Genomic DNA, 22,766 nt, shown 5'->3' on the forward strand with positions numbered 1-22,766 from the left:
AAATAGCCCTTCGCTTCCCAGTTGCGGTAATGTTTGGCTTCGATTTCGGCGGGGTGGTATTTGTTTAGCATGGTATCGGTTCGCAGATGCGCGTTTCAAGATATTAAATCGTCAGATTATAACGCAAAAAGCGTTTGTTTTCAGACAGGCATGGTTGTGCGAATGAAGAAAGCGGCCTCAAAACCGATAGAAAGTTTTTTGGCCGCCGATAAAACGTATTGAGTAAAAACGAGGACGTTGATATGGGATTACGCTGATTTTTTTTGTTGGCTGTCGGACAGTAATTGTTCGTACAGCTCAGGGTCGCGCTCTTTCAACAATGAAGCGACAGCGAGGTCGTTGGCATTGATAGCGCTTAAGTCCACTCGTTCAATATGGACAATGCGCAAAAGTTCGCGCACGGGTTTGGGCATATTGCGACCCGACTCGTAACGAGAACCTCCGGACTGGGTTACGCCCAGTTTGCTCCAGAATTCCATTTGATTTAAACCTAAGCTACGACGAATGTCCCTGATGTTTTCAATTTTTTCAAAATTTGCCATGCAAAATTTCCTTTTATTTGGATGCCTGTCGCAAAACAATCAGTATGGGAATTGTTTGTTATCTGATTGCTTGCTAAGTGCAGTATAAGTGTTTCTTTTGCAATTTCAAACGAAATTGATAAAAAAATATTATGCAGGGTAATAGTCAAAATAAATTATGTGTACAAAAAGAAACATATATAAAAATCATTGAGTTAGACTCTAAGCTCAAACAAGCTCCGTTAAAGATGTTGCCTTGATGAGCGGTAATGATAATGGAATGACGGTTGCAGAGCGGGAAATTTTGGCTTCAACATCACGGAAACAGGTTTGGGAACTGCAAGATAGTCGGGCGGGGTTATGCAAACAGTGGAAAATTGTTTTGTTGTTGTTTTGCGACTGAATAAAGCTGTGTATTTGGAAATTGTCAGATAAGGCAGAGTGCGCCGAGATGAGTTGATATAGCGGATTGACTTAACTTTCGCGAAGGCTCGGCTGCGCCTTACCGTACTTGTCTGCGCCTTGCTGCCTTGTATCGAAGGTTAATTAAATCCGCTATATAGAGGCTTAAATTTAAGCCACTATAGAAAATGGTAGGAAATGCACAAGCTTAAGGCTTGCCGGTGGCCGGGCTGACGGTGAGAATTTCGTAGCCGGTTTCGGTAACCAACACTTCATGTTCCCATTGGGCGGAGAGTGAGCGGTCTTTGGTGACCACCGTCCAGCCGTCGGCGAGGATGCGCAGGTGGCGTTTGCCTTGGTTGATCATCGGCTCAACGGTAAAAATCATACCGGGTTTGAGTACCATGCCTTGGCCTTTTTTGCCGTAGTGCAGCACTTGCGGCTCTTCGTGGAAGCCTCTTCCGATACCGTGGCCGCAGAATTCCTGTACCACGGAATAGCCGGCATTTTCGGCTACCTGCTGGCAGGCGTGGCCGATGTCGCCCAGTGTGGCGCCGGGTTTTACGGCCTCGATGCCGGCCATCATGCTGGCGTGGGTAACGTCGATCAGGCGTTGCGCTTGCGGGCTGATGTTGCCCACCGCGAACATGCGGCTGGAATCGCCGTGGAAGCCGTCTTTTTTAATGGTGACGTCGATATTGAGGATGTCGCCGTTTTTCAGGGGCTTGTCGTCGGGAATGCCGTGACAGATGACGTGGTTGACCGAGGTACAGCAGGACTTTGGATAGGGCGGGTTGCCGTAATTTAAGGGCGCGGGATAGCCGCCTTGTACGTTGATGTGGTAATCATGGATCAAACGGTCGATTTCGTTGGTGGTCACGCCGGGTTTGACGAATGACCCGATGTAATCCAAGGCTTCGGCGGCCAAGCGGCCGAGCTCGCGCATTTTTTCGATTTCTTCGGGTGTTTTGAGGATAACGGCCATGTGTGTGTCCTTAAAATAACGGCTCCGCCGGGATGTTGAGAGGCGGAGCAAATAGAGGTTAACGGTTTATTCGCATTGCAAAGTGGCTGCGGTGGTGTCGAACTCTTGGCTCATCGTTTTGCATGCCGCGCCGTCTGCCGCCGCTTCGCTGAGGGCGTTGCGGGTTTCTTGCAAGGTGGCTTTCATCGGCTCGGCGGTATCCGGCGGCAATTTGTCGTAACAGGCGCTCATGCGGTTGATGAAGGCTTCGCATTCGGCTGCCAGTTTGCCGCCGCTGCCTGCCGTTGCCGAAGCGGCTTGCGCAGCCGGTACGGCAGGGGTTTCAACGGTGGCGGGAAGGGAGGCGGGAGCCGGAGGTGCGGGTTCGGATGCGGCGGGTGCTTCGTTGGATTGGGTGGAGGTAATCCAAGCTTCGGAAGCGGCGGAAGCAGAAGCGGCACCGGAGGCTTGGCCGGCGGCAGGTTCCGATGCATTCTGTCCGCCGCAGGCGGTTAGGAGGGCAAGGGTGAGGGCGGTAAACAAAAGCTGTTTCATGGATTTTTTACTCTCTGTTGATGCGCTGCTTATCGGCGGCCCGGTTAATCAGTAGGTAGGAATGCTTGTCTGAAAAATCAATCCGCTGCGATTGCAGGCTTATTTTTAGGAATGCCTGTCTGAACAAACGGTAATGGTTTTTCAGACAGGCATATAGAGCGAAGTCTTAAAACAATTGGCCGACTTCGGCGGCGATGTCATCGGCGCGCATAAAGGTTTCGCCGATCAGGAAAGTATGTACGCCGTGGCTGCGCATGAAGTCTATATCGGCTTTGTTGCGGATGCCGCTCTCGGCAATGGCGATTTTGCCTGCCAAGTAGGGCAGCAACTCAAGGGTTTGGTTGAGGTTGACTTCAAAAGTACGCAGGTTGCGGTTGTTGACGCCGCAAAGCGGGGTGGCAAGATTGGTGCATTTGGCCAGCTCGTTCTGGTCGTGCAATTCCAGCAAAACCGCCATGCCCAATTGATGGGCAAGGCTTTCGAAGCGTTCCAACTGTTCGGCTTCCAGCGCGGCGGCGATCAGCAAAATCGCGTCGGCGCCCCAAGCGCGTGCCTGATAAATTTGGTAGTCGTCGATGATGAAGTCTTTGCGCAATACCGGCAGCGATACTGCGGCGCGTGCTTGTTGCAGGTATTCGGGCGAGCCTTGGAAATATTGCTCGTCGGTGAGTACCGATAAACAGGCCGCGCCGCCGCGTTCGTAATCAGCGGCGTGGGCGGCGGGTTGGAAATCAGGGCGGATCAGCCCTTTGCTGGGGCTGGCTTTTTTGATTTCGGCAATAATGGCGGGCAATCCGGCGGCGTGTTTGGCGCGGATGGCGCCGGTAAAGTCGCGCACCGGTGCGGCGGCTTGGGCGCGGCGTTGGATTTCTTCCAAGGAGACGGCGCCTTTGGCGGCGGCTACTTCTTCGGCTTTGGTGGCCAGAATGCGTTCGAGGATGTCGGTCATGGTGTTCTCTGATAGATGAAGCATGGCAGGCAAATGCCTGTCTGAAAAATATAGTGAAATAACTTTATTTCTGCGTACTGTCCGTGGCTTTCCGCTGGGCGTTGTGCTTAAATTTCAGCAGCTACCCATATTTAAATGCCTGCAATCTTAACGGAAAAACGGCTGCTTGTGTTTGAAAACGCGGGTAAACCGGCACAATCAGCGCTTTTGCTGCCAATCGAAAAACGATAAAACGGCCAGCGGCATCCAGCGCAGGTGGCCTCGGCCATGGCCGGATACGAAGCCGACATGGCCGCCGTTTGCCGGTTGCAGCAGGTAAACCGAATCGGACACTTCGTGCTCCTGCGGCAGAAAGCGGCCGGGCAGGAAGGGATCGTTTTGCGCGTTCAACAGCAGGGTGGGCGTGGCGATGTCGGGCAGCCAAGGTTTGGCGGCGGCGCGTTGGTAATAATCGTCTTTATCGGCAAAACCGTTTAAGGGCGCGGTGTAGGCGTTGTCGAAATCGGCCAGCGAGCGGATGTGCAGGCCGGGTTGATGCGGGACTTTGGGCATTAGGGTGCTGAGGAAGTAGCGGGTATAAAGCAGGCGCGGCAGGCCGTGCTCCAGCGTGCGGCCTGCGGCCGGCAAATCAAGCGGGGCGGAAACGGCGGCGGCGGCGTGCAGAGGCGTGCTTTGCCGCAAGCGGCCTTGTTCGCCCAGATATTTGGCCAATACGTTGCCGCCCAGCGAAACGCCGACCGCATAAATCCGCCGGTAACGGCCGGCGAGCAGCGAGAGCATGTGCGCGACTTCGGGCGTATCACCGCTGTGGTACATTTTTTGCGCGGGTACGCCGCCGCAGCTGCGGAAATGGGCGACCACGCCGTGCCAGCCGCGCGCCGCCACTTCTTGCATCAGTGCCACCGCATAATGGCTGCCGCTGCCGCCCTCTAGCCCGTGAAACAACACGACTAACGGCGCATCGGCATCATCGGCGTCGATAAAATCGTAAGCCGCCCGTTCGTGGCCGCTGCTATCGGGCAGCAGTTCGCGCCGGTAAGCCGGCGGCGGGCTTTGCAGCAGCTTGGCATATAGGGTTTGCAGATTGCCGCCGGCCAGCCACAGCGGGCTGTGCAACGGCGGCAATTGGCGCAGGAAAGCGGCGGAATCGGGAGCGGCCATCGGTTTTGCTGTTTAAAAGTAATTAAGGGCTTATTTTACCCCATCAGCGTGCCGATGTATTTCACTAATGTGATGCCGCTCAACACCGCCATGGCGATCACCACCAGCGCGCCGCAAACCGTCATCCACACCGGATGGCGGTAGTTGCCGACGATGTCGGAACGGTAGGCGGCCAACAGGATCAGGCCGAGCGAAACCGGCAGGATCAGGCCGTTGAGCGTGCCGACCAACACCAACACTTGCGCCGGCCGGCCGATGGTGGCCAGTATCAGGGTGGAGATAACGATGAAGGCGATAATCACCTTGTTACGGTGGCGTTCGATGGCCGGATGGAAACCGGCGATAAACGATACCGAAGTGTAAGCCGCGCCGATTACCGAAGTAATCGAAGCCGCCCAAATCACGATGCCGAACAGCAGCAGGCCGACGTTGCCGGCAACGTGTTGGAAAGGAGTAGACGCCGGGTTTTTCGGGTCAAGCGCCACCCCTTGCGACACCACGCCCAATACCGCCAAAAACAACACCATCCGCATCACCGAGGCGACCAGAATGGCGGTAATCGAACTGCGGCTCACCTCCGGCAGCGCTTGCTCGCCTTTGATGCCGGCATCGAGCAGACGGTGGGCGCCGGCGAAGGTAATGTAGCCGCCGACCGTACCGCCTACCAAGGTCACGATGGCCATGGCGTCCAGCTTTTCCGGTACGAAAGTGCGCGCCACGGCTTCGCCCAGCGGCGGGCTGGCTTTGAAGGCGACGTAAACGGTTAAGGCAATCATCACGAAACCCATGAGCTGGGCGAACTTATCCATCGCCCGGCCGGCCTCCTTAAACAGGAAAATGCCGATGGCAACGGCTCCCGAGAGTAACGCGCCGGTTTCCGGCGTGATGCCCATCAGCAGATTGAGGCCGAGGCCGGCGCCGCCGACGTTGCCGATATTGAAAGCCAAACCGCCGATAACGATTAAAAACGCCAGCAGATAACCGGCGCCGGGCAGCACGCGGTTGGCAATGTCTTGCGCACGCTTTTCGGAAACGGCGATGATGCGCCAGATATTGAGCTGCGCGCCGATGTCCAGCAAGATGGACACCAATATCACGAAGCCGAAGCTGGCCAGCAGGCTTTCGGTAAAGGTGGCGGTTTGGGTGAGAAAGCCCGGGCCGATGGCGGATGTGGCCATCAGGAAGGCTGCGCCGAGCAAAACATTGCGGCGGTTGGGTGCAGACATGGAATTCTCCTTTGTTTTTGTTATCGTTAATCAACTTAAAAAGTTGGGTGCCAAACTTAAGCTTGCGCCGAATATCTTGAATTTCAGCAATACTTAAGATACTCGGATCAAGCCCGAGTATGACGGAACGGTTACGAAGCAAGCGGTTTAACTGCGGTGGTATTTTTTCAGACAGGCATAGATAGCTTGTTTATCGGCACGGTATGCCTGTCTGAAAAGGTTTTTGCGGTTGGTAAATTAAATAAGAAACAAAAGCGCCCCTTTCAAACCGGCTCGCCTGCGGCCACCGTGATGCCGGCTTGCGCCAGCGCGCGGCGGATGGTATCGGCAAACGTCAGCGCGTGTTCGCCGTCGCCGTGCAGGCAGATGCTGTCGGCCTGTACCGCAACGCGGCTGCCGTCTACGGAGGTAACGCTGCCTTCGGTTACCATTTGCAAGACCTGGGCAACCGATTCTTCATCGCTTTCCACTTGTGCATCGGGGCGGCTGCGCGGCACCAGCGAGCCGTCGGGCAGGTAGCGGCGGTCGGCGAAGACTTCGGAGATAACTCCTAGGCCGGCGGCACGGCCGGCTTTTAGCAGCAGGCTGCCGGAGAGCGCCATCAGTTTCAGACAGGGGTCGAACTGTTTAACCGTTTCGGCAACGGTTCGGGCCAGATCGGCATCTTGCGCCGCTTGGTTGTAGAGCGCGCCGTGCGGCTTTACATAGTGCATGCGCAAGCCTTCGGCTTCGGCCATCGCTTGCAACGCGCCGAGTTGGTAGCGCAAATAGGCGCGCAAATCGTTTTCAGACAGGCTTAGAGCGCGGCGGCCGAAGTTTTCGCGGTCGGGATAGCCCGGATGGGCGCCGATGCGCACGCCGTATTGCTTGGCCCAACGCAGGGCGGCGGCCATTTCGGCGGCGTTGCCGGCGTGCAGGCCGCAGCAGATGTTGGCGGACGACACCCGCTGCATCAGGGCTTCGTCCAACCCGCAGCCTTCTGCTAAATCGGCATTCAAATCAATCTGCATCTTCAACTATCCTTCTGATTTGGTTTAAATAAATCTGGTTTCTCTGTTGCAGCCGCCTGGCTTCGGCCACGGAAACGGTTTCGAAATAAACCGTACTGCCGAAACGGGTTTGCGCCAGATGGCCCAGATCGGCGGCGGCGACACAGGCGATTTTCGGATAACCGCCGGTGGTTTGCGCATCGGCCATCAGGATAATCGGCTGCCCGCCCGGCGGTACTTGTACGGTGCCGGCGCACACGGCGTGCGACAGCATTTCCAGCGGCTGTTGTAAAGGTAGTTCGGCGCCGTCGAAGCGGTAGCCCATTCGGTTGCTGTCGCTGCGCAAGAGCCAGCCGTTTTCAACCAGCCCACTATGCGCCGCTTCGCTGAAGGCGGTGTATTCGGCGGCGGGCAGCAGGCGGATGCGCGGCGGCCGCGCGGGCGGAGCGATGCCGATGCGTTTGGCTTGTGTTTTACCGTCCAGCAAGCGGAGCCGGTCGCCGGCTTGCAGGCTGCGTCCTTGAAAGCCGCCGAACGCGGCTTTCAAATCGGTGCTGCGCGAACCGAGTATTTCGGCTACGTCAAAGCCGCCGGATACGCACAAATAGCCGTACATGCCCTGTACGGCGCGGACAAGCCGCAAGGTCTGGCCGCGGCGGGCGCTGTAGCGCCAGTAGGAATGTACCGGCAGCCCGTCTAAAAAAGCTTGGTAAAACGCGCCGGTGAGGCAGAAAACGGTGTCGCGCGAAAAGGAAACGCTCAGGCTGCCGAGTGCGATTTCCAGCGCGGCGGCGTGTTCGTCGTTGCCCAGCAGTAAGTTGCCGGCCTTCAGGGCGAGTACATCCATCGCGCCGGCGTGGCCGATGCCCAGATGGCGGTAGCCGTAGCGGCCGCTATCCTGAATATGGACAGGCGCACGGATTTCGTTGACGGTCATCATAGGATAATCCTTTCGGCGACAAACCGGACGGTATCACCGGCGGATAATAGCGTGGGCGGCGAAATGCCTGTCTGAAACAGGGCAGCTTCGGTGCGGCCAATAATCTGCCAGCCGCCGGGCGAGGCAAACGGGTAAACGCCGGTTTGGCTGCCGCCGATGCCGACCGAACCGGCGGGTACTTGGGTACGCGGTACGGCGCGGCGCGGTGTGTGCAGCGAATCGGGCAGGCCGCCGAGATAGGGAAAGCCGGGCTGGAAACCCATCATGAACACGGTATAGAGCGGTGCGGTATGTTGTTTGACGATTTCGGCGGGTGTGCGGCGGTGAAAGGCGGCCACTTCGGCCAAGTCTTCGCCGAAATCGCCGCCGTACACCACGGCGATTTCCTGCAAACGGCCTTGGTGTGCGCCCGGGCGGATGCGCGGCCACCAGCGCTTCATTTTGCCGGCCAGTTCGTCCAAATCGGTTTCATAACCGGTGAATACGGTCAGATTATTCATGCCCACCACCGCTTCGCTAACGCCCGGCCACTCGCGCACAACATCGGCAAAAGCCCACAGCTTGCGCTGTTTTTCCAGCGAGGCGGGCGGCGGAAGGGTGCAGATCAAGGCGGTTTCGTTGAGCAGGGCAAAGGTGGGTGCGGGCATGGTGGTTTCCGGCGGCTGGAGCGTGGTTTGCGGGAGGGGCGATGTTGCATCTTAATTGCTTTGCAAGTGCTGGAATATCCCCTAAACTGCAGTGAGTATTGACGAACTTTGGATGTCCGACAATCATTTTCAGGGGTTTAGAGAAGTATGCTACATAAAAATTCATTTTTTCAAGCAATATCATTGGAGACTACGTCGCGCGGTGTGCCGCGCTTTACGGCGGTTGCCGAGGATATTTCGCAAGATGCGGTGGTGAATATTGCTTACATCGGCGCGGATGCGCTTTCAGACAGGCTTCAAGCTGTTGACGAATTGCGATCGGCCGGCCTGACTCCGCGTCCGATCGTATCGGCGCGCCGGGTTAAATCGGCAGGCGAACTCGATCAATTTTTGCATGAAATCGTCGTAAGGCGAGGCTTGCGGCGGATTTTTCTGGTGGGCGGTGATCCGTTGGAGCCTGTCGGGCCGTTCGAAGGTGCGTTGGCCTTGATTGAGGCCGGCCATCTGGACGGTTTGCCGCTGGATGCCGTCGGGCTGCCCGCTTATCCGGAAGGGCATCCGGTGATTGCGCAAGATCAGTTGGACGGTCATTTGCTTGGCAAAATGCGGGCGCTGGAAGAGCGGGGTTTTGCCACCGACATTACCACCCAAATCTGCCTGAACCCGCTGGCGGTAGTCGGTTGGATGCGCCGGTTGCGCGAACAAGGCATACACGTGCCGGTACGCATCGGCATCCCCAGCCCGACCGATGTCGAATCGATGCTGCGCTTTTGCCGTTTGTGCCGGGTAGAAGCCGATGTCGATGCCTTGGTGCGGTACGGTTGGACGGCAAAACATGATGCCGATAAAGTTGATCCCAGCCGCTTTGTGCAAGTATTACTCGAAGCGCTCGGAACGGATAACTTAGGTGAGGTGCATCTGCACCTTTTCCCGATGAGCCCGCTGCCGCAGACTTTGGCATGGTTGGGAGCAGAAGCGCAAAAGTGGGGTACTTAAGGGCTGGTACGATTTTTCAGACATGCAGAGACCTTTGCAAAATTCTTTTCGATACCTAAAAACACTTGCGTCATGCTCGGGCTTGACCCGAGCATCTTTTTGCTTTGAAAGAAAAAGCAGATACTCGGGTCAAGCCCGAGTATGATGAGATATCAATAAATTCAGGATTAAAAAGTCTTTTGCAAAGGTTTCTGGCATGGTACATATGAAAAAAGCAGACCGTACGGTTTGCTTTTTCCTTCGTTACCAATCACCGATTATTTGATTTTCATCACCTGAATGGTGTTGGTAGCTCCGATTTCGCGCATGCGCTGGCCGCTGGTAATCAGATACAGATCGCCTGAAGCGAGCACTTGGCGCTCTTTGAGCAACTCTTCCACTTCATCCAGAGCGGTTTCGTGTTCTTTGCTGGTTTCCAAGCGCAGCGGGCGGACGCCGCGGTACATCGCCATGCGGCGTTGGGCAGCCACGCTGGGGGTGAGTGCGTAAATCGGCAGCTGGATGCTGGAACGGCTGATTTGGAAGGCGGTGGTGCCGGTTTCGGTGAGCGCAACAATCGCTTTGGCTTCTACTTGGCGGGCAACATATACCGCACCGGTGGCAATCGCGTAATCAATGCGGTGAACGGGCTCTGCGCTGGCTGCAACGCCGATCAGTGAGTCCTGCTCTTTTTCGGCGGCGGCGCACACTTGTGCCATGTAGCGTACGGTTTCAAACGGATAGGCTCCGACGGCGGTTTCGGCAGAGCACATCACCGCATCGGTACCGTCCAAGACAGCATTGGCCACATCGCTTACTTCGGCGCGGGTGGGCACGGGATTGGTGATCATCGATTCCATCATTTGGGTAGCAGTGATGCTGAAACGGCGCATTTCGCGGGCGCGTTTGATCATGCGTTTTTGCAGGGCGGGTACGGCGGCATTGCCGACCTCGACCGCCAAGTCGCCGCGGGCAACCATGATGCCGTCGGAAGCTTCGATGATTTCATCCAGATTCTCAATCGCTTCGATGCGTTCGATTTTGGCTACCAAGCCGGGTTTTACACCGTCGGTGCAGGCTTCTTCCACCAAGCGGCGGGCGGTTTTCATGTCTTCGGCGTTTTTTACGAAGCTGATGGCCAAGTAGTCGCAACCGATGCCGACGGCGGTTTTCAGGTCGCGGAAATCTTTTTCGGTAAAGGCACCGGCGGAAAGGCCGCCGCCTTGTTTGTTGATACCCTTATTACTTTTTAAGATGTGGCTGTTGTTGGCCACGGTGTGGATTTCGCTGCCTTCGACTTTTTCGACGGTTACGGTGAGCAGGCCGTCGTCCAATAGTAAAACGTCGCCGGGTTTGACGTCGCCCGGCAATTCGCGGTAGTCGAGGCCGATGCGATCGCGGTTTCCTTCGCCTTCCAGCGCGGCATCAAATAATACTTTTTCGCCGGCAGCGATTACTACGCTGCCGTCTGTCAGCTTGCTGACGCGGATTTTCGGACCCTGCAAGTCGGCCATAATCGCCACTTCGCGGTTGGCTTGGCGCGCGGCCTCGCGCACGATTTTGGCGTTTTCCTGGTGGAACTCCGGTGTGCCGTGGCTGAAGTTGAAGCGGACGACATTGAGGCCGCCGACATTAATCATGTCGCGCAGCAAATCGACATTATTGCTGGCCGGACCAAGAGTGGCGACGATTTTGGTATTGTGGCGGATGCGGGTGGTATCGCGTTGGGTAGTCATAGCGGTTCCTTCCGGGATGATCTGAGATAAGGGCGGCCTGAATACAGGCAGTCGGTTATGATTGAGTTGTAAAACTACATTGCTTCGATGTTCTGGCGGCTATTTTACTCTTTTATGCTGTTTTATTGTAGTAAAGTTTCTTTTGTTTGATATGCGACAAGATTCATGCCGGCGCGCAGAGGCGGCGAATATCGTTTGTCGGCGTAATATTCGGTATATGATGGTGAGAAATGGTGGATTTTCGGAGTAATATTGCGAAAAAAACATAAATAATTGAATGAAGTTGTGAGGTAAAGTTTTGCTATGGCGGTGACGGGAAAAGGTTTCAGACAGGCATGCAAACGGGCGAAGTCATGGCATATCTCAGATAAGGGGTATATTTTTGCTTGAGTTGATTGGTTGAGTTGGTATATCTGTTTGTTTTTAAAATATTATCGTTAAAATCATAGAAACGGTTTGGAAAAGGGATACACTAACGCAATGCCTGTCTGAAAAATATTTTCAGACAGGCATGTTTGATTATCAAGACGGCAGGCGGGTTGAAGGTTTAAGAGTGTTGGTGGCGGTAGTTATCCGCTACTTCTATATAATGCATCGCCGAGCGGCGTAGATGTTGGCGTTCGTCTTCGGTAAGCTCGCGCACGGCTTTGACGGGCGAACCCATATAAAGATAACCGCTAGCCAAGGTTTTGCGCGGCGGTACCAAGCTGCCGGCGCCAATAATCACTTCTTCGCCGATAACCGCATCGTCCAGTACGATAGAACCCATGCCTACTAATACATAATCACCTATGGTGCAGCCGTGTAGGGTGACATGGTGGCCGATGGTTACATAATTGCCGATAATCAAGGGCGAACCCTCGGGCTTGGCATCGCTGGGCTGGGAAACGTGCAGCATGCTCAAATCCTGAATATTGGTGCCGCTGCCGATGCGGATGTCGTTTACATCACCGCGCAAAACCGCTCCCGGCCATACTGAAGATTGGGGGCCGATGTGCACGTCGCCGATCACCACTGCGGTATCGTCAATGTAGCAGTCGGAAGCGATTTCGGGGAAATGTTGCAGATAGGGGCGAACGGGCATGGTGTTCCTCTTTTTTCAGGTTATAATCATTGTTACATTTTATCAAAGGTTTACTGCCATGAATACAATCGAATGGCTGTCGAGGCTGATTGCTTTCGATACCACCAGCCGCTATTCCAATCTGGCGCTGATTGACGATGCCGCACAATGGTTGCAGGATCAGGGGCTGAGTCCTTGGCTGGCTTATAACGGAGAGCGCACCAAAGCCAATCTGTTCGTGACGATTCCGTCGGCAAGCGGAAGCCAAGAAGGCGGGCTGATTTTGTCCGGTCACACCGATGTAGTGCCGGTAGACGGGCAGGATTGGCACAGCGATCCTTTCGTTGCGGAGATTCGAGAAGGTAAGCTATACGGGCGCGGTGCCGCTGATATGAAGGGGTTTATTGCCTCGGTGCTGGCGGCGGTACCGCAAATGAAAGCCGCCAGGCTGAAAAGGCCGTTGCATATCGCATTGTCTTATGACGAAGAAATCGGCTGCCTCGGAGCGCCGGTGATGATTGCCGAACTGCAAGCGCGCGGGCTCACTCCTGAACATTGTATTGTCGGTGAGCCGACTTCGATGAAAATGGTGGTGGCGCACAAAGGCATACACACTTTCCGTTGCAAAGTGCACGGCAAGGCCGCCCATTCCTCGCTGACCCCGCAAGGCGTGAATGCTATCGAATACGCTGCTAAATTGATTGTCTTCATTAACGAACTGGCGCATCAATTGCAAAGCCGTCATCAGAATGATCCGGCGTATGACGTGCCGTTTTCCACTTTGAGCGTGAACACCATTGGTGGCGGTACGGCCAGCAATATCGTGCCGCAGCTGTGTGAATTTGAGTTTGATTACCGCAACCTGCCGCACATGGGTACCGAAGAGATTGTGCGGCCGATTGAGGAGCACATTAAAAAAGTATTGGAGCCACAGATGCAGGCGGTAGACCCGGCTTGCTCCATCGAGATGGTACACGGTGAAAACGTACCGGCCATGCCGGAAGCAGAAGCCGCTCTGCTGCATGATTTGGTTACCCAATTGGTGGCAGACCATGCCCGTCTGAAAGTCGCTTATGCCACCGAAGGTGGCCAGTTTCAGCAGGCCGGTATTCATACCGTTATCTGCGGGCCGGGTAGTATAAGCCAAGCGCATAAACCCGACGAATTTGTCGAATTGGCACAATTGGCCCGTTGCGACGATTTTCTGGGTAAACTGATTGCGGCGCAAAGCTATTGACGGGCACGCTATAATAATCATCCGCAAACCACTAACCGGCCGTTTACGGCCGGTTTCGATAAGCAACAGAAGTACAATAGAAAGGAACATTATGGCTCAGCGCCGCGAGATTCTGGCTTGGTGTGATGAAAATCTGCAAACCGCCCAATTTCAGGATTATGCCCCCAACGGCTTGCAGGTGGAGGGCAGGGAAGAAATCCGCAAAGTGGTGGCGGCTGTTAGCGCAAGCCTTGCCGCCATCGAATACGCCGCTGCCATCGGCGCCGATATGCTGTTGGTGCATCACGGCATGTTTTGGAAAAACGAGCCGGTTACCATCACCGGCTGGAAGCAGCGCCGTATTGCAACATTGCTGCAACACCAAATTAATTTGGTTGGTTATCACCTGCCTTTGGATGCCCATCCTGAGTGGGGTAACAACGCGCAGCTTGCCCGAAAAATGGGTTGGCAACTGAAGCGGCAAACCGGCGAACAGAACCTGCTGAATATCGGATGCCTGTCTGAAAGCCAGTCGTTAGCGGTGTTGGGTGCACACTTGGCTGCCGAGTTGGAACGGGAACCGATTGTTGCCGGCGATATGTCCAAACCAATCAAAACACTGGCTTGGTGTACCGGCGGTGCCCAAGGCTTTTTCACCCAAGCGGCGGCCGAGGGCGTTGATGCTTATGTCACCGGTGAAATTTCCGAGCCGCAATATCATTTGGCGCACGAAACGGGAGTTGCTTTTATCAGCGCCGGCCACCATGCCACCGAACGTTACGGCGTGCAGGCATTAGCCGAAGCGATGAAATGTCAATTTGGGTTGGAGATTTACTTTTTCGACGAACAAAACCCTGCGTAAAATCAAAGTTTCCTGTAAAACTTTACGTTATTTTAAATAATACTTTAAGTAAGCCCGCAAAATCGGTTAGAATTATGCGGTTTAATGGCTCGGTGTTCCCAAATTTTAGGATGACTGAATAATGGATAACAAAGAAATCAATCAAGGGCGCCGCCGCTTCCTAACGCTGGCAACAGCAGGAGCGGGCGGTGTCGCGGCAATCGGAGTTGCCACCCCGCTGATTGCCAGCTTTTTCCCTTCGGAGAAAGCCAAGGCTGCGGGTGCTGCCGTCGAGGTGGACGTCAGCAAAATCGAATCCGGTCAGTTGATGACGGCAGAATGGCGTGGCAAGCCTATCTGGATTCTCAACCGCACCGAACAGCAAATCAAAAATTTGCCGACGTTAGACGGTGAATTGGCCGATCCTAAATCGGAAGTGGAGCATCAGCCGGAGTATTGTAAAAACGAATTACGCTCTATCAAGCCTAACTTGTGGGTGTGCATCGGTATTTGTACCCATCTGGGTTGCTCGCCGACTTACCGCCCGGATATGGGCCCCGCTGATTTGGGTGCCGGTTGGAAAGGTGGATTTTTCTGCCCCTGCCACGGTTCCAAGTTTGACTTGGCCGGCCGCGTCTACAAAGGCGTACCCGCTCCGACCAACCTGATCATTCCGCCGTATAAATTCCTGAGCGACTCGGTCGTTCTGGTCGGCGAAGATTAATAAAGGGATTTATTATGGCAAACCACAATCATACCGATAATGAAAAAAAATCATTGTTAGGCTGGGTGGACGCTCGGTTCCCTTTGACTAAAATGATGAAAGAGCAGGTAACCGAGTACTACGCACCGAAAAACTTTAACTTCTGGTATTTTTTCGGTTCGTTGGCTCTCTTGGTGTTGGTGATTCAAATCGTCAGCGGCATTTTCCTGACCATGAACTACAAACCCGACGGTAACCTGAACGCCTACCATCTGCCGGCTGCCTTTACTGCGGTCGAATACATTATGCGCGACGTATCCGGCGGTTGGATTATCCGTTACATGCACTCTACCGGTGCTTCCATGTTCTTCGTGGTGGTGTATCTGCATATGTTCCGCGGTCTGGTATACGGTTCGTATAAAAAACCGCGCGAGCTGGTGTGGATATTCGGTTCCCTAATTTTCTTGGCCCTGATGGCTGAGGCCTTTATGGGTTATCTGCTGCCTTGGGGTCAGATGTCGTTCTGGGGTGCGCAGGTGATTATTAACCTGTTTGCCGCCATTCCGGTTATCGGTCCGGATCTTTCCACTTGGATCCGAGGCGACTTCAACGTATCCGACGTTACCCTGAACCGTTTCTTCGCCCTGCACGTTATCGCCGTACCGCTGGTATTGATCGGCTTGATTGTGGCGCACTTGATTGCTCTGCATGAGGTCGGTTCCAATAACCCCGACGGCGTGGAAATCCACGATAACGAAGATGAAAACGGTATCCCTGTCGACGGCATTCCTTTCCATCCTTATTACACCGTAAAAGATATCCTGGGCGTGGTGGTGTTCCTGATCGTTTTCTGTGCGATTATGTTCTTCGCTCCCGAAGGCGGCGGCTACTTCCTTGAAAAACCGAACTTTGACGGTGCCAATCCGTTGAAAACACCGGCACATATTGCACCGGTATGGTATTTCACACCGTTCTACGCCATTTTGCGTGCGATTCCGTCGTTCTTCGGTACGCAAGTATGGGGCGTATTGGGCATGGGCGCTGCAGTCGTGCTGATTGCGTTGCTGCCTTGGCTGGATAAGTCTCCGGTAAAATCCATCCGCTACCGCGGTCCGATTTTCAAAACCATGCTGGTGCTGTTTATTATTTCCTTCATCGGCTTGGGTATTTTGGGTGCATTGCCGGCCACTGACGTACGTACCATTTTTGCCCGTGTCTTCTCGATTATTTACTTTGCATTCTTCTTGGGTATGCCGTTCTACACCAAGATTGATAAAGACCGTGCAGTACCGGCACGTGTAACCATGGGTACGACCAAGCAAAAAGTGATGTTCTTTGTTTACGTGGCAATCACTTTAATCGGTTCGTATTTGTTTGCAATCAGTGTTTAAGAGAGGGCAGCGAAAATGAAAAAAACCTTGAGAAACTGGTTTGCTGCCTTACTGCTGGCAGCGCCGATGGGCATGGCTGTTGCGGCCGGCGGCGGTACTTATCCGAAAGTCGATATCGATTTGGGCGACGAAGTGGCTTTGCAGCGCGGCGCACAGATTTTCACCAACTACTGCTTATCCTGCCACTCCGCTTCCAGCATGCGTTTTAACCGCCTGCAGGATATCGGGCTGACTGAAGAGCAAATCAAAAAGAACATGATGTTCACCACCGATAAAGTGGGCGACGTGATGCTCTCTGCGATGGATCCGGCCGATGCGGCCAAATGGTTCGGTGCGGCACCGCCAGATTTGACGCTGATGGCCCGTGCGCGCGGTGCCGATTACCTGTACGCTTATCTGCGCGGCTTCTACGAAGATCCGACCCGCCCGACCGGTTGGAACAATACGGTATTCGATAAAGTCGGCATGCCGCATCCTTTGTGGGAACAGCAGGGGGTGAAAGCGGTTGAACTGGATGCCAAAGGCCAGCCGGTTTGGGTAACCAACGAGCATGGTGTGAGCGAACCCAAGCTTTATTGGAAAACTACCGGTTTGCACAGCCGCCAGCTGCCGAACGGCAAGGTTATCGATAAAGAGTATGACGAGTACGTTAAAGACTTGGTAACCTACATGGTTTACATGGGCGAGCCTGCGCAAGTACAGCGCAAGCAAATCGGTTACGTCGTCATGATTTTCCTGTTGGCTGTAATGTTGCCGCTGGCTTATTTCCTGAAAAAAGAATATTGGAAAGACATCCATTAATTCGATACGTAAAAAGCGGAGCTTGAGTGCTCCGCTTTTTTTCTTTTCAGACAGGCATTGCCGGTATTTGGGGTGCGAACATAATCGGTTAAGCTGTTTCAATATTTGGGTGCATATATACATTATTAGGGTTTGTTTGAGCGCGCCTTTTGGTTTTGGAAAAGGCGGTGTGGCGAACCTACTTACTCTGAAATTCAATTAGATGATAAAAAGCATGCACGTCATACTGGGGTTTGACCGGGATATCTCATGTTGTTGAAACTTAATATAATTGTGTTAAGAACGAGTGTGGTGTAGCGTAAAACTTTGGCAATGTTTTCGGTTTTTACAAAAATTCCAGCATGTTCCTGTTGGCATTTGCTTGATAACACGGAAACGTGCAAATAATAATAAATGCCTGTCTGAAAGATATTTTCAGACAGGCATTTTTTCAGACAGGCATTACATGCCGGGGAACATGCCTTTCATGTTTTTAGCCATACCCATCAGTTTGGCCATGCCTTTGCCGCTGAACATCTTCATCATTTTTTGCGACTGCTCGAATTGGTTGAGCATTTTGTTCACTTCCTGCACGGTGGTACCGGCACCGGCGGCGATACGGCGTTTGCGGCTGGCTTTGATGAGGGCGGGATTGGCACGCTCTTTCGGTGTCATCGAATTGATAATGGCTTCCACATGCCCCATGGCTTTTTCGGCGGTGCCTTCGGGAATTTGCTTGGACAATTGGCCAAGCTCGCCCGGCATTTTCGACATGATGTTTTCCAAGCCGCCCATATTGCGCATCTGCTGAATTTGCGCTTTAAAGTCGTTGAGGTCGAAGCCTTTGCCTTTTTTCAGCTTCTTCGCCATTTCGGTGGCGATTTCTTCATCGATACCGCGTTGAACGTCTTCTACCAGCGTCAACACATCGCCCATGCCGAGGATGCGGCTGGCGATACGGTCGGGGTGGAAGGCTTCGAGGCCGTCGATTTTTTCGCCGACACCGATAAATTTAATCGGCTTGCCGGTTACTTGGCGTACCGATAGGGCGGCACCGCCGCGAGAGTCGCCGTCCATCTTGGTGAGTACCACGCCGGTTAAGGGGAGTGCTTCGTTAAAGGCTTGTGCGGTGTTAACGGCGTCTTGGCCCAGCATGGCGTCGACGACGAACAGGGTTTCCACCGGATTCACCGCCGCGTGCAGCGCTTTGATTTCGTCCATCATCTCTTCATCGATGGCCAACCGGCCGGCGGTATCGACCATCAAGACATCATAGAAATGGCGTTTGGCATAATCCACTGCCGCACGGGCGATGGCAACGGGCTGCTGGCTGTTGTCGGAAGGGAAAAAATCCACGCCCACCTGTTCGGCCAACAGTTTCAGTTGTTCAATCGCTGCGGGGCGGTATACGTCGGCGGAAACCAGCAGGATTTTTTTCTTTTTGTCCTGATTTTTCAGCAGGCGCGCGAGTTTGCCGACGGTGGTGGTTTTACCGGCACCTTGCAAGCCGGCCATCAGTACCACAGCGGGCGGGGAAACGGCCAGATTAAGCGCGCTGTTTTGTTTGCCCATCAAATCGATCAGTGCCTGGTTCACAATACTGATGAAAGCTTGTTCGGCGGTGAGATTTTCGCTGATTTCCTGGCCGATGGCTTTGGATTTTAAATCGGCAACAAAATCTTTGACCACAGGCAGGGCGACGTCGGCTTCCAAGAGCGCCAGCCGCACTTCGCGCAGCGCGGGTTTGATGTTTTCTTCGTCTAAGCGCGCTTGTCCGCGAATATTGCGGAATACCGAATAAAACCGGTTGGTTAAGTTGTCTAACATGATTTATCCTTCAAAATAGCGGCTGTAGCGGCTTAAAATATTTGCCGCCGCCTGCGCCGGCGCTGCAATTGCTGCCACGCCTAGGGTGTTCTTTGCTAAAATTGTTGTATTTTACACCACCGGCGCCGTTCTGAGTATGCGCAAGTTAGGATAACCGATGCCGATTCTTTTGATTTGCCTGACGATCGTTTATGGCCTGCTGGCTGCTTTCGTGTGGCGTTTTCAGCGGGTAGGGGGAGATAAGCCTTATCCGATTAAAACCGAATTGTTGATTTTGAGCGTGGCGCTGTTGGTGCACAGCTTGGTTTTGTGGCAGCCGTTGCTGGGCGGAAAGCAGATTATTCTGGGGTTTGGTTATTCCATCAGTATGATTGTTTGGCTGATGCTGATGTTGTATTTCGCCGGCAGCTTTTTTTACCGCCTGCGCGGTTTGCAGCTTCTGTTGTATCCGGTGGCGGCGCTATCCATGTTGGCGGCACTCGTATTTCCGGGGCATTACACGGGCTATTTGGCAACCAATTGGCCATTTATGCTGCATATTGCCTCATCGCTGTTGGCTTACGGATTATTCGGCCTCACCGCGCTGCTTGCGGTTTTGATTTTGTGGCTCAACCGTCATCTGCACCAGCACCGCTTCTCGCCTATGGTGGCGTTCCTGCCGCCGCTGTTGAGCTTGGAAAAATTGATGTTTCAGGGGATGTGGGCCGGTTTTTTGCTATTGACGGTATCGGTAGTGAGCGGCACGGTGTTCTCGGAAGAGGTATTCGGCGTGCCTGCGCGTTTCTCCCATAAAACCGTGTTCGGGATTCTTTCATGGTTGATTTATGCCGCTTTGCTGTTTAAACGTCGCCAGTCGGGCTGGCGGGGTAAAAAAGTAGCGGTATGGACGATAGTCGGTTTTGTCAGCCTGATGCTGGCTTATGTGGGCAGTAAGTTTGTATTGGAAGTGATGTTGAAAAACGGCGCTTGAGTGCTTTCAGACAGGCATTGCCAGACGGGCGTAGAAGAAATGGATAGAACCGGTTTTCCTTTGGGAAAAGCCGGTTTCTTGTTGTATGGCGGATTGACTTAATTTTCGCTACGGCGTTGTTGCCTTGTATCGAAGTCATTAAATCCGCTATTGAAGAGTTACAGGAATTTTCAGACCATAGTGATATGAAACGAAACAGGCTGCCATTTGGGCAGCCTGTTTGCATAAATGTTTACAACAATTAAGTTTCTCTATTTCTATATTGCCTTTGTTTACTTGGCTTGTCGGAGTGCTTGCTCCGTATATTTGATAAACAATGTAATGTAATTGGAAGAAATAAACAAGCATTATCTGGCTTATGGGAATGATTTTTTTGTAATGGTTTGTAGTTTAAGGGTTTTATTTTCTGTTTTTTCAGCGGTTTGTCGAGAAAAACGGGGGAACAAAATTAGACGGCGGTTTGCCGTAAAGCGTTTCAGACAGGCATCAGGCCAATTTGGCATCGGTAAATAAGACCAGTGCTTTTTCGCGTTGTACGGCATGGTCGACCATGGGGGCAGGATAGCCGTTGCGGTCGATATTGCTGCCGCCAAGCCACGGGGCGTGAATGAAATGATGGTCCAGATGGGCGATTTCAGGCAGGTGGCGGCGGATAAAGCGTCCGTCGGGGTCGAATTTGTAGGATTGTGTAATCGGATTGAATATGCGGAAGTAGGGCTGGGCGTCACAGCCGGTGCCGGCCGCCCATTGCCAGTTACCGTTGTTGGCAGCCAAGTCGAAATCCAAGAGTTGGGCGGCAAACCATTCTTGCCCCAGCCGCCAGTCGATTAATAAGTCTTTGCATAAAAAGCTGGCGGTGATCATGCGCAGGCGGTTGTGCATTTGGCCGGTTTGGGCAAGTGCGCGCATGGCGGCATCGATAATGGGATAGCCGGTTTGGCCTCTTTGCCAGCGCTCCAGCCATTCGGGATGGTTTTGCCAGGCCAGGTTACGGTATTCGGCGCGAAAGGCATTGTTCGCCACATCGGGATAATGGTAGAGCAATTGCTGGAAGAATTCACGCCACACCAATTCTTTCAGCCACAAGGCACCGCCTTCGTTGTCGGCTTGTTTGGCCAGATAAACCAGATGACGGATGGAAAGCGCACCGAAGCGCAGGTGTACGGATAGCTGCGAGGTGCCGCGTTTGGCCGGAAAATCTCGGGTGAGCGGGTAGTCGGCCAGCCGGTTCAGAAAATCGCCTAACGCGGCTTGGGCGGCGGTTTCGCCGCCGGCTTGTACCAAAGGCTGTGTTTGGAAACCAAGTGAAGATAAAGATGGCGGCGGCGGGCTGGCGGGCAGGGCGGCGGGCAGTTTTTGCTGCAAGCGGTGCAGCGCGGGCCAGTCGTCGCGGCTTTGCCAGCCTGCATATTGTTCGTTTGCGATGGCAAGCCAAGCTTTGTAATAGGGTGTGAATACTTGATAGGGCTGCCCTTGTTGGGTCATCACGGCGGATTTGGCCAGCAATACTTGGTCGGTAACGGCCTGAAAATGAATATCGGCGGCAATCAGCTTGGCGGCTACCCGGGTATCGCGGGCAATGGCTTGCGGTTCGTAGTCTTCGGCGCAGATAACGGTTTTAGCGCCGATTTCGGCCGCCAGCGCGGGAATCTCGATATCGGCCCGGCCGTGGCGGAAATAAAGCGGAATCTTGAGTTCGGCAAGTTTGCGGTGCAATTCGCTGAGGCATTGGTGAATAAAACTTAAGCGGCGGTCGTGAGCGGGCAGTGGGGCCAGAATATCGCTGTCGAACAAAAATACGGCGGCCAGCGGGCGGCCTTGGCGGATGGCGGTTTGCAGAGCGGTATGGTCGAAGGTGCGCAAGTCGCGGCGCAACCAGACCAGGGTGAGGGCTTGGGTAGTCATCAGGCGGTATAGGCTTGGTTGTAAGCTTTTTCCAGTAAGGGGGTAATGTCTTTTAATAGGCGTACCAGTTCACGCTGGGTGCGGGATAAGGTGTGTTTGGCGGAAGTGGCGAGGAACAGCTGGCTGGTAAATACCGGCGAGGCAATCGGGATGACTTCCACGCTTTCTGGATGGCGCATCAATTCGGTGGTACAGGGCGAAAGAATGGCATAACCCATGCCGTCGGATACCAATTTGAGCATGGCTTCCACGCTGTTGATTTCCAGACGGATATTCGGAATCAGATTGTGGCGCGCCATTTCTTCTTCTATCAGCAGACGGAATGAATTGGGCGCTGACGGTGCAATCAGCGGCAGTTCGGCCAATTGCGCGGCGCTAAGGCCCTTGGTGGTTACGTTTAAAGCATGGTTTTTGGGCGCAATCAGATGCAGTCGCTCTTCGTAAAACAGCTGTTTGTCGAGGTGGGGCGAGTAGGCGGGGTTGTACAGCAGCGCCATATCGATTTTGCCTTGCTGCAAGTGTTCCTGCAGATGGCTGGTGAGCCCTTCGATGATGCTGATGTGGGCATCGGGCAGTTGTTTTCGAACGGCTTTGATAATGTCTACCGACAGCAGCTTGGCCACGGTGGGCGGCAGGCCGAGGGTGATGTGGCCGGTCAGCTTGCCGGTGCTGGCGCTTAAATCTTCCTGAATAGCATCGATTTGTTGTTGGATAATACGGCAATGATCCAGCAGGATGCGGCCGGAATCGGTAAGCGATACGCCGCGGCCGTGGCGGTTGAGCAGGTTGTGGCGCAACTCGGTTTCCAAGAGGCGGATCTGGCGGCTGAGCAGTGGCTGCGCGACGCCGAGAAAGTCGGCGGCGCGGGTATAACTGCCCAATTCGGCAACGTGCATGAAATATTTTAATTGTTTCAAATCCATTTTTCCGCCTATTATGATATTAATGGTGTTTCCGGAGCTGAAAACTATTCAATTTTGTTATAGCTGCTAGACAGTATATCAG

The 22,766-nt window shown here is 53.8% G+C and carries 21 protein-coding genes; 7 read left to right on the forward strand and 14 right to left on the reverse strand.

Annotated features, from left to right (window positions below; translation table 11 throughout):
- Positions 1 to 248 precede the first annotated feature (248 nt).
- The 9 genes from Q4C79_RS06205 to pxpB all read right to left on the reverse strand — a co-directional run bounded on the left by Q4C79_RS06205 (position 249) and on the right by pxpB (position 8,354).
- Entirely contained in the window at positions 249 to 542 is a 294-nt protein-coding gene (locus tag Q4C79_RS06205) for a DNA-binding transcriptional regulator (RefSeq protein ID WP_303090156.1), read from the reverse strand.
- 589 nt (positions 543 to 1,131) lie between these two features.
- Complete coding sequence (gene map, locus Q4C79_RS06210) at positions 1,132 to 1,908, reverse strand: type I methionyl aminopeptidase (protein WP_303090157.1); 777 nt, start codon at positions 1,906 to 1,908, stop codon at positions 1,132 to 1,134.
- A gap of 66 nt (positions 1,909 to 1,974) precedes the next feature.
- Positions 1,975 to 2,442 (reverse strand): hypothetical protein, encoded by a 468-nt coding sequence (locus Q4C79_RS06215; RefSeq protein ID WP_303090158.1) that lies wholly within the window; start codon positions 2,440 to 2,442, stop codon positions 1,975 to 1,977.
- 166 nt (positions 2,443 to 2,608) lie between these two features.
- On the reverse strand, positions 2,609 to 3,391 hold the full coding sequence (gene trpC, locus Q4C79_RS06220; RefSeq protein ID WP_303090189.1) for an indole-3-glycerol phosphate synthase TrpC: 783 nt from the start codon (positions 3,389 to 3,391) through the stop codon (positions 2,609 to 2,611).
- 198 nt (positions 3,392 to 3,589) lie between these two features.
- Positions 3,590 to 4,552: a YheT family hydrolase gene (locus Q4C79_RS06225; protein ID WP_303090159.1), complete on the reverse strand. Its 963-nt coding sequence runs from the start codon at positions 4,550 to 4,552 to the stop codon at positions 3,590 to 3,592.
- Positions 4,553 to 4,587: 35 nt separating this feature from the next.
- Positions 4,588 to 5,778, reverse strand: a complete 1,191-nt coding sequence (locus Q4C79_RS06230) for an NRAMP family divalent metal transporter (RefSeq protein ID WP_303090160.1) — start codon at positions 5,776 to 5,778, stop codon at positions 4,588 to 4,590.
- A gap of 263 nt (positions 5,779 to 6,041) precedes the next feature.
- Complete coding sequence (gene pxpA / locus Q4C79_RS06235) at positions 6,042 to 6,788, reverse strand: 5-oxoprolinase subunit PxpA (RefSeq protein ID WP_303090161.1); 747 nt, start codon at positions 6,786 to 6,788, stop codon at positions 6,042 to 6,044.
- Entirely contained in the window at positions 6,778 to 7,707 is a 930-nt protein-coding gene (locus Q4C79_RS06240; protein ID WP_303090162.1) for a biotin-dependent carboxyltransferase family protein, read from the reverse strand. Before Q4C79_RS06240 ends, pxpA begins: the two co-directional genes overlap by 11 nt.
- Positions 7,704 to 8,354 (reverse strand): 5-oxoprolinase subunit PxpB, encoded by a 651-nt coding sequence (pxpB, locus tag Q4C79_RS06245; protein ID WP_303090163.1) that lies wholly within the window; start codon positions 8,352 to 8,354, stop codon positions 7,704 to 7,706. Before pxpB ends, Q4C79_RS06240 begins: the two co-directional genes overlap by 4 nt.
- 183 nt (positions 8,355 to 8,537) lie before the next feature.
- Between pxpB and Q4C79_RS06250 the strand changes: the two genes are divergently transcribed.
- The gene (locus Q4C79_RS06250; RefSeq protein ID WP_303090164.1) at positions 8,538 to 9,350 is read left to right on the forward strand and encodes a methylenetetrahydrofolate reductase; all 813 of its coding nucleotides are present in this window, start codon (positions 8,538 to 8,540) and stop codon (positions 9,348 to 9,350) included.
- 257 nt (positions 9,351 to 9,607) lie between these two features.
- Here Q4C79_RS06250 and pyk read toward each other — a convergent pair whose 3' ends face one another.
- Entirely contained in the window at positions 9,608 to 11,065 is a 1,458-nt protein-coding gene (gene pyk / locus Q4C79_RS06255; protein WP_303090165.1) for a pyruvate kinase, read from the reverse strand.
- A 547-nt stretch (positions 11,066 to 11,612) separates the two neighbouring features.
- Positions 11,613 to 12,149: a gamma carbonic anhydrase family protein gene (locus tag Q4C79_RS06260; protein ID WP_303090166.1), complete on the reverse strand. Its 537-nt coding sequence runs from the start codon at positions 12,147 to 12,149 to the stop codon at positions 11,613 to 11,615.
- A gap of 58 nt (positions 12,150 to 12,207) precedes the next feature.
- On the opposite strand from Q4C79_RS06260, the gene argE reads away from it, so the two are divergent.
- From argE to Q4C79_RS06285, 5 genes are all read left to right on the forward strand, one after another.
- On the forward strand, positions 12,208 to 13,365 hold the full coding sequence (gene argE, locus Q4C79_RS06265; RefSeq protein WP_303090167.1) for an acetylornithine deacetylase: 1,158 nt from the start codon (positions 12,208 to 12,210) through the stop codon (positions 13,363 to 13,365).
- A 91-nt stretch (positions 13,366 to 13,456) separates the two neighbouring features.
- Positions 13,457 to 14,206, forward strand: coding sequence for a Nif3-like dinuclear metal center hexameric protein (locus tag Q4C79_RS06270; RefSeq protein ID WP_303090168.1), 750 nt, complete (start codon positions 13,457 to 13,459; stop codon positions 14,204 to 14,206).
- 121 nt (positions 14,207 to 14,327) lie between these two features.
- Positions 14,328 to 14,909, forward strand: coding sequence for a ubiquinol-cytochrome c reductase iron-sulfur subunit (gene petA / locus Q4C79_RS06275; protein WP_303090169.1), 582 nt, complete (start codon positions 14,328 to 14,330; stop codon positions 14,907 to 14,909).
- 14 nt (positions 14,910 to 14,923) lie between these two features.
- Complete coding sequence (locus Q4C79_RS06280; RefSeq protein WP_303090170.1) at positions 14,924 to 16,279, forward strand: cytochrome bc complex cytochrome b subunit; 1,356 nt, start codon at positions 14,924 to 14,926, stop codon at positions 16,277 to 16,279.
- 15 nt (positions 16,280 to 16,294) lie between these two features.
- The gene (locus Q4C79_RS06285) at positions 16,295 to 17,080 is read left to right on the forward strand and encodes a cytochrome c1 (RefSeq protein ID WP_303090171.1); all 786 of its coding nucleotides are present in this window, start codon (positions 16,295 to 16,297) and stop codon (positions 17,078 to 17,080) included.
- A 441-nt stretch (positions 17,081 to 17,521) separates the two neighbouring features.
- On the opposite strand, the gene ffh is transcribed toward Q4C79_RS06285, so the two are convergent.
- The gene (gene ffh, locus Q4C79_RS06290; RefSeq protein WP_303090172.1) at positions 17,522 to 18,886 is read right to left on the reverse strand and encodes a signal recognition particle protein; all 1,365 of its coding nucleotides are present in this window, start codon (positions 18,884 to 18,886) and stop codon (positions 17,522 to 17,524) included.
- 157 nt (positions 18,887 to 19,043) lie between these two features.
- Between ffh and Q4C79_RS06295 the strand changes: the two genes are divergently transcribed.
- The gene (locus Q4C79_RS06295; RefSeq protein ID WP_303090173.1) at positions 19,044 to 19,856 is read left to right on the forward strand and encodes an inner membrane protein YpjD; all 813 of its coding nucleotides are present in this window, start codon (positions 19,044 to 19,046) and stop codon (positions 19,854 to 19,856) included.
- A 486-nt stretch (positions 19,857 to 20,342) separates the two neighbouring features.
- Here Q4C79_RS06295 and Q4C79_RS06300 read toward each other — a convergent pair whose 3' ends face one another.
- Both Q4C79_RS06300 and Q4C79_RS06305 read right to left on the reverse strand, forming a co-directional pair.
- Complete coding sequence (locus Q4C79_RS06300; protein WP_303090174.1) at positions 20,343 to 21,761, reverse strand: deoxyribodipyrimidine photo-lyase; 1,419 nt, start codon at positions 21,759 to 21,761, stop codon at positions 20,343 to 20,345.
- Positions 21,761 to 22,684 (reverse strand): LysR family transcriptional regulator, encoded by a 924-nt coding sequence (locus Q4C79_RS06305; RefSeq protein ID WP_303090175.1) that lies wholly within the window; start codon positions 22,682 to 22,684, stop codon positions 21,761 to 21,763. The genes Q4C79_RS06300 and Q4C79_RS06305 overlap by 1 nt, the downstream gene beginning before the upstream one ends.
- Positions 22,685 to 22,766: the final 82 nt, after the last annotated feature.

Origin of the sequence: Neisseria sp., assembly GCF_030523955.1 — a bacterium.
In the GTDB taxonomy this organism is placed as follows: domain Bacteria; phylum Pseudomonadota; class Gammaproteobacteria; order Burkholderiales; family Neisseriaceae; genus Neisseria.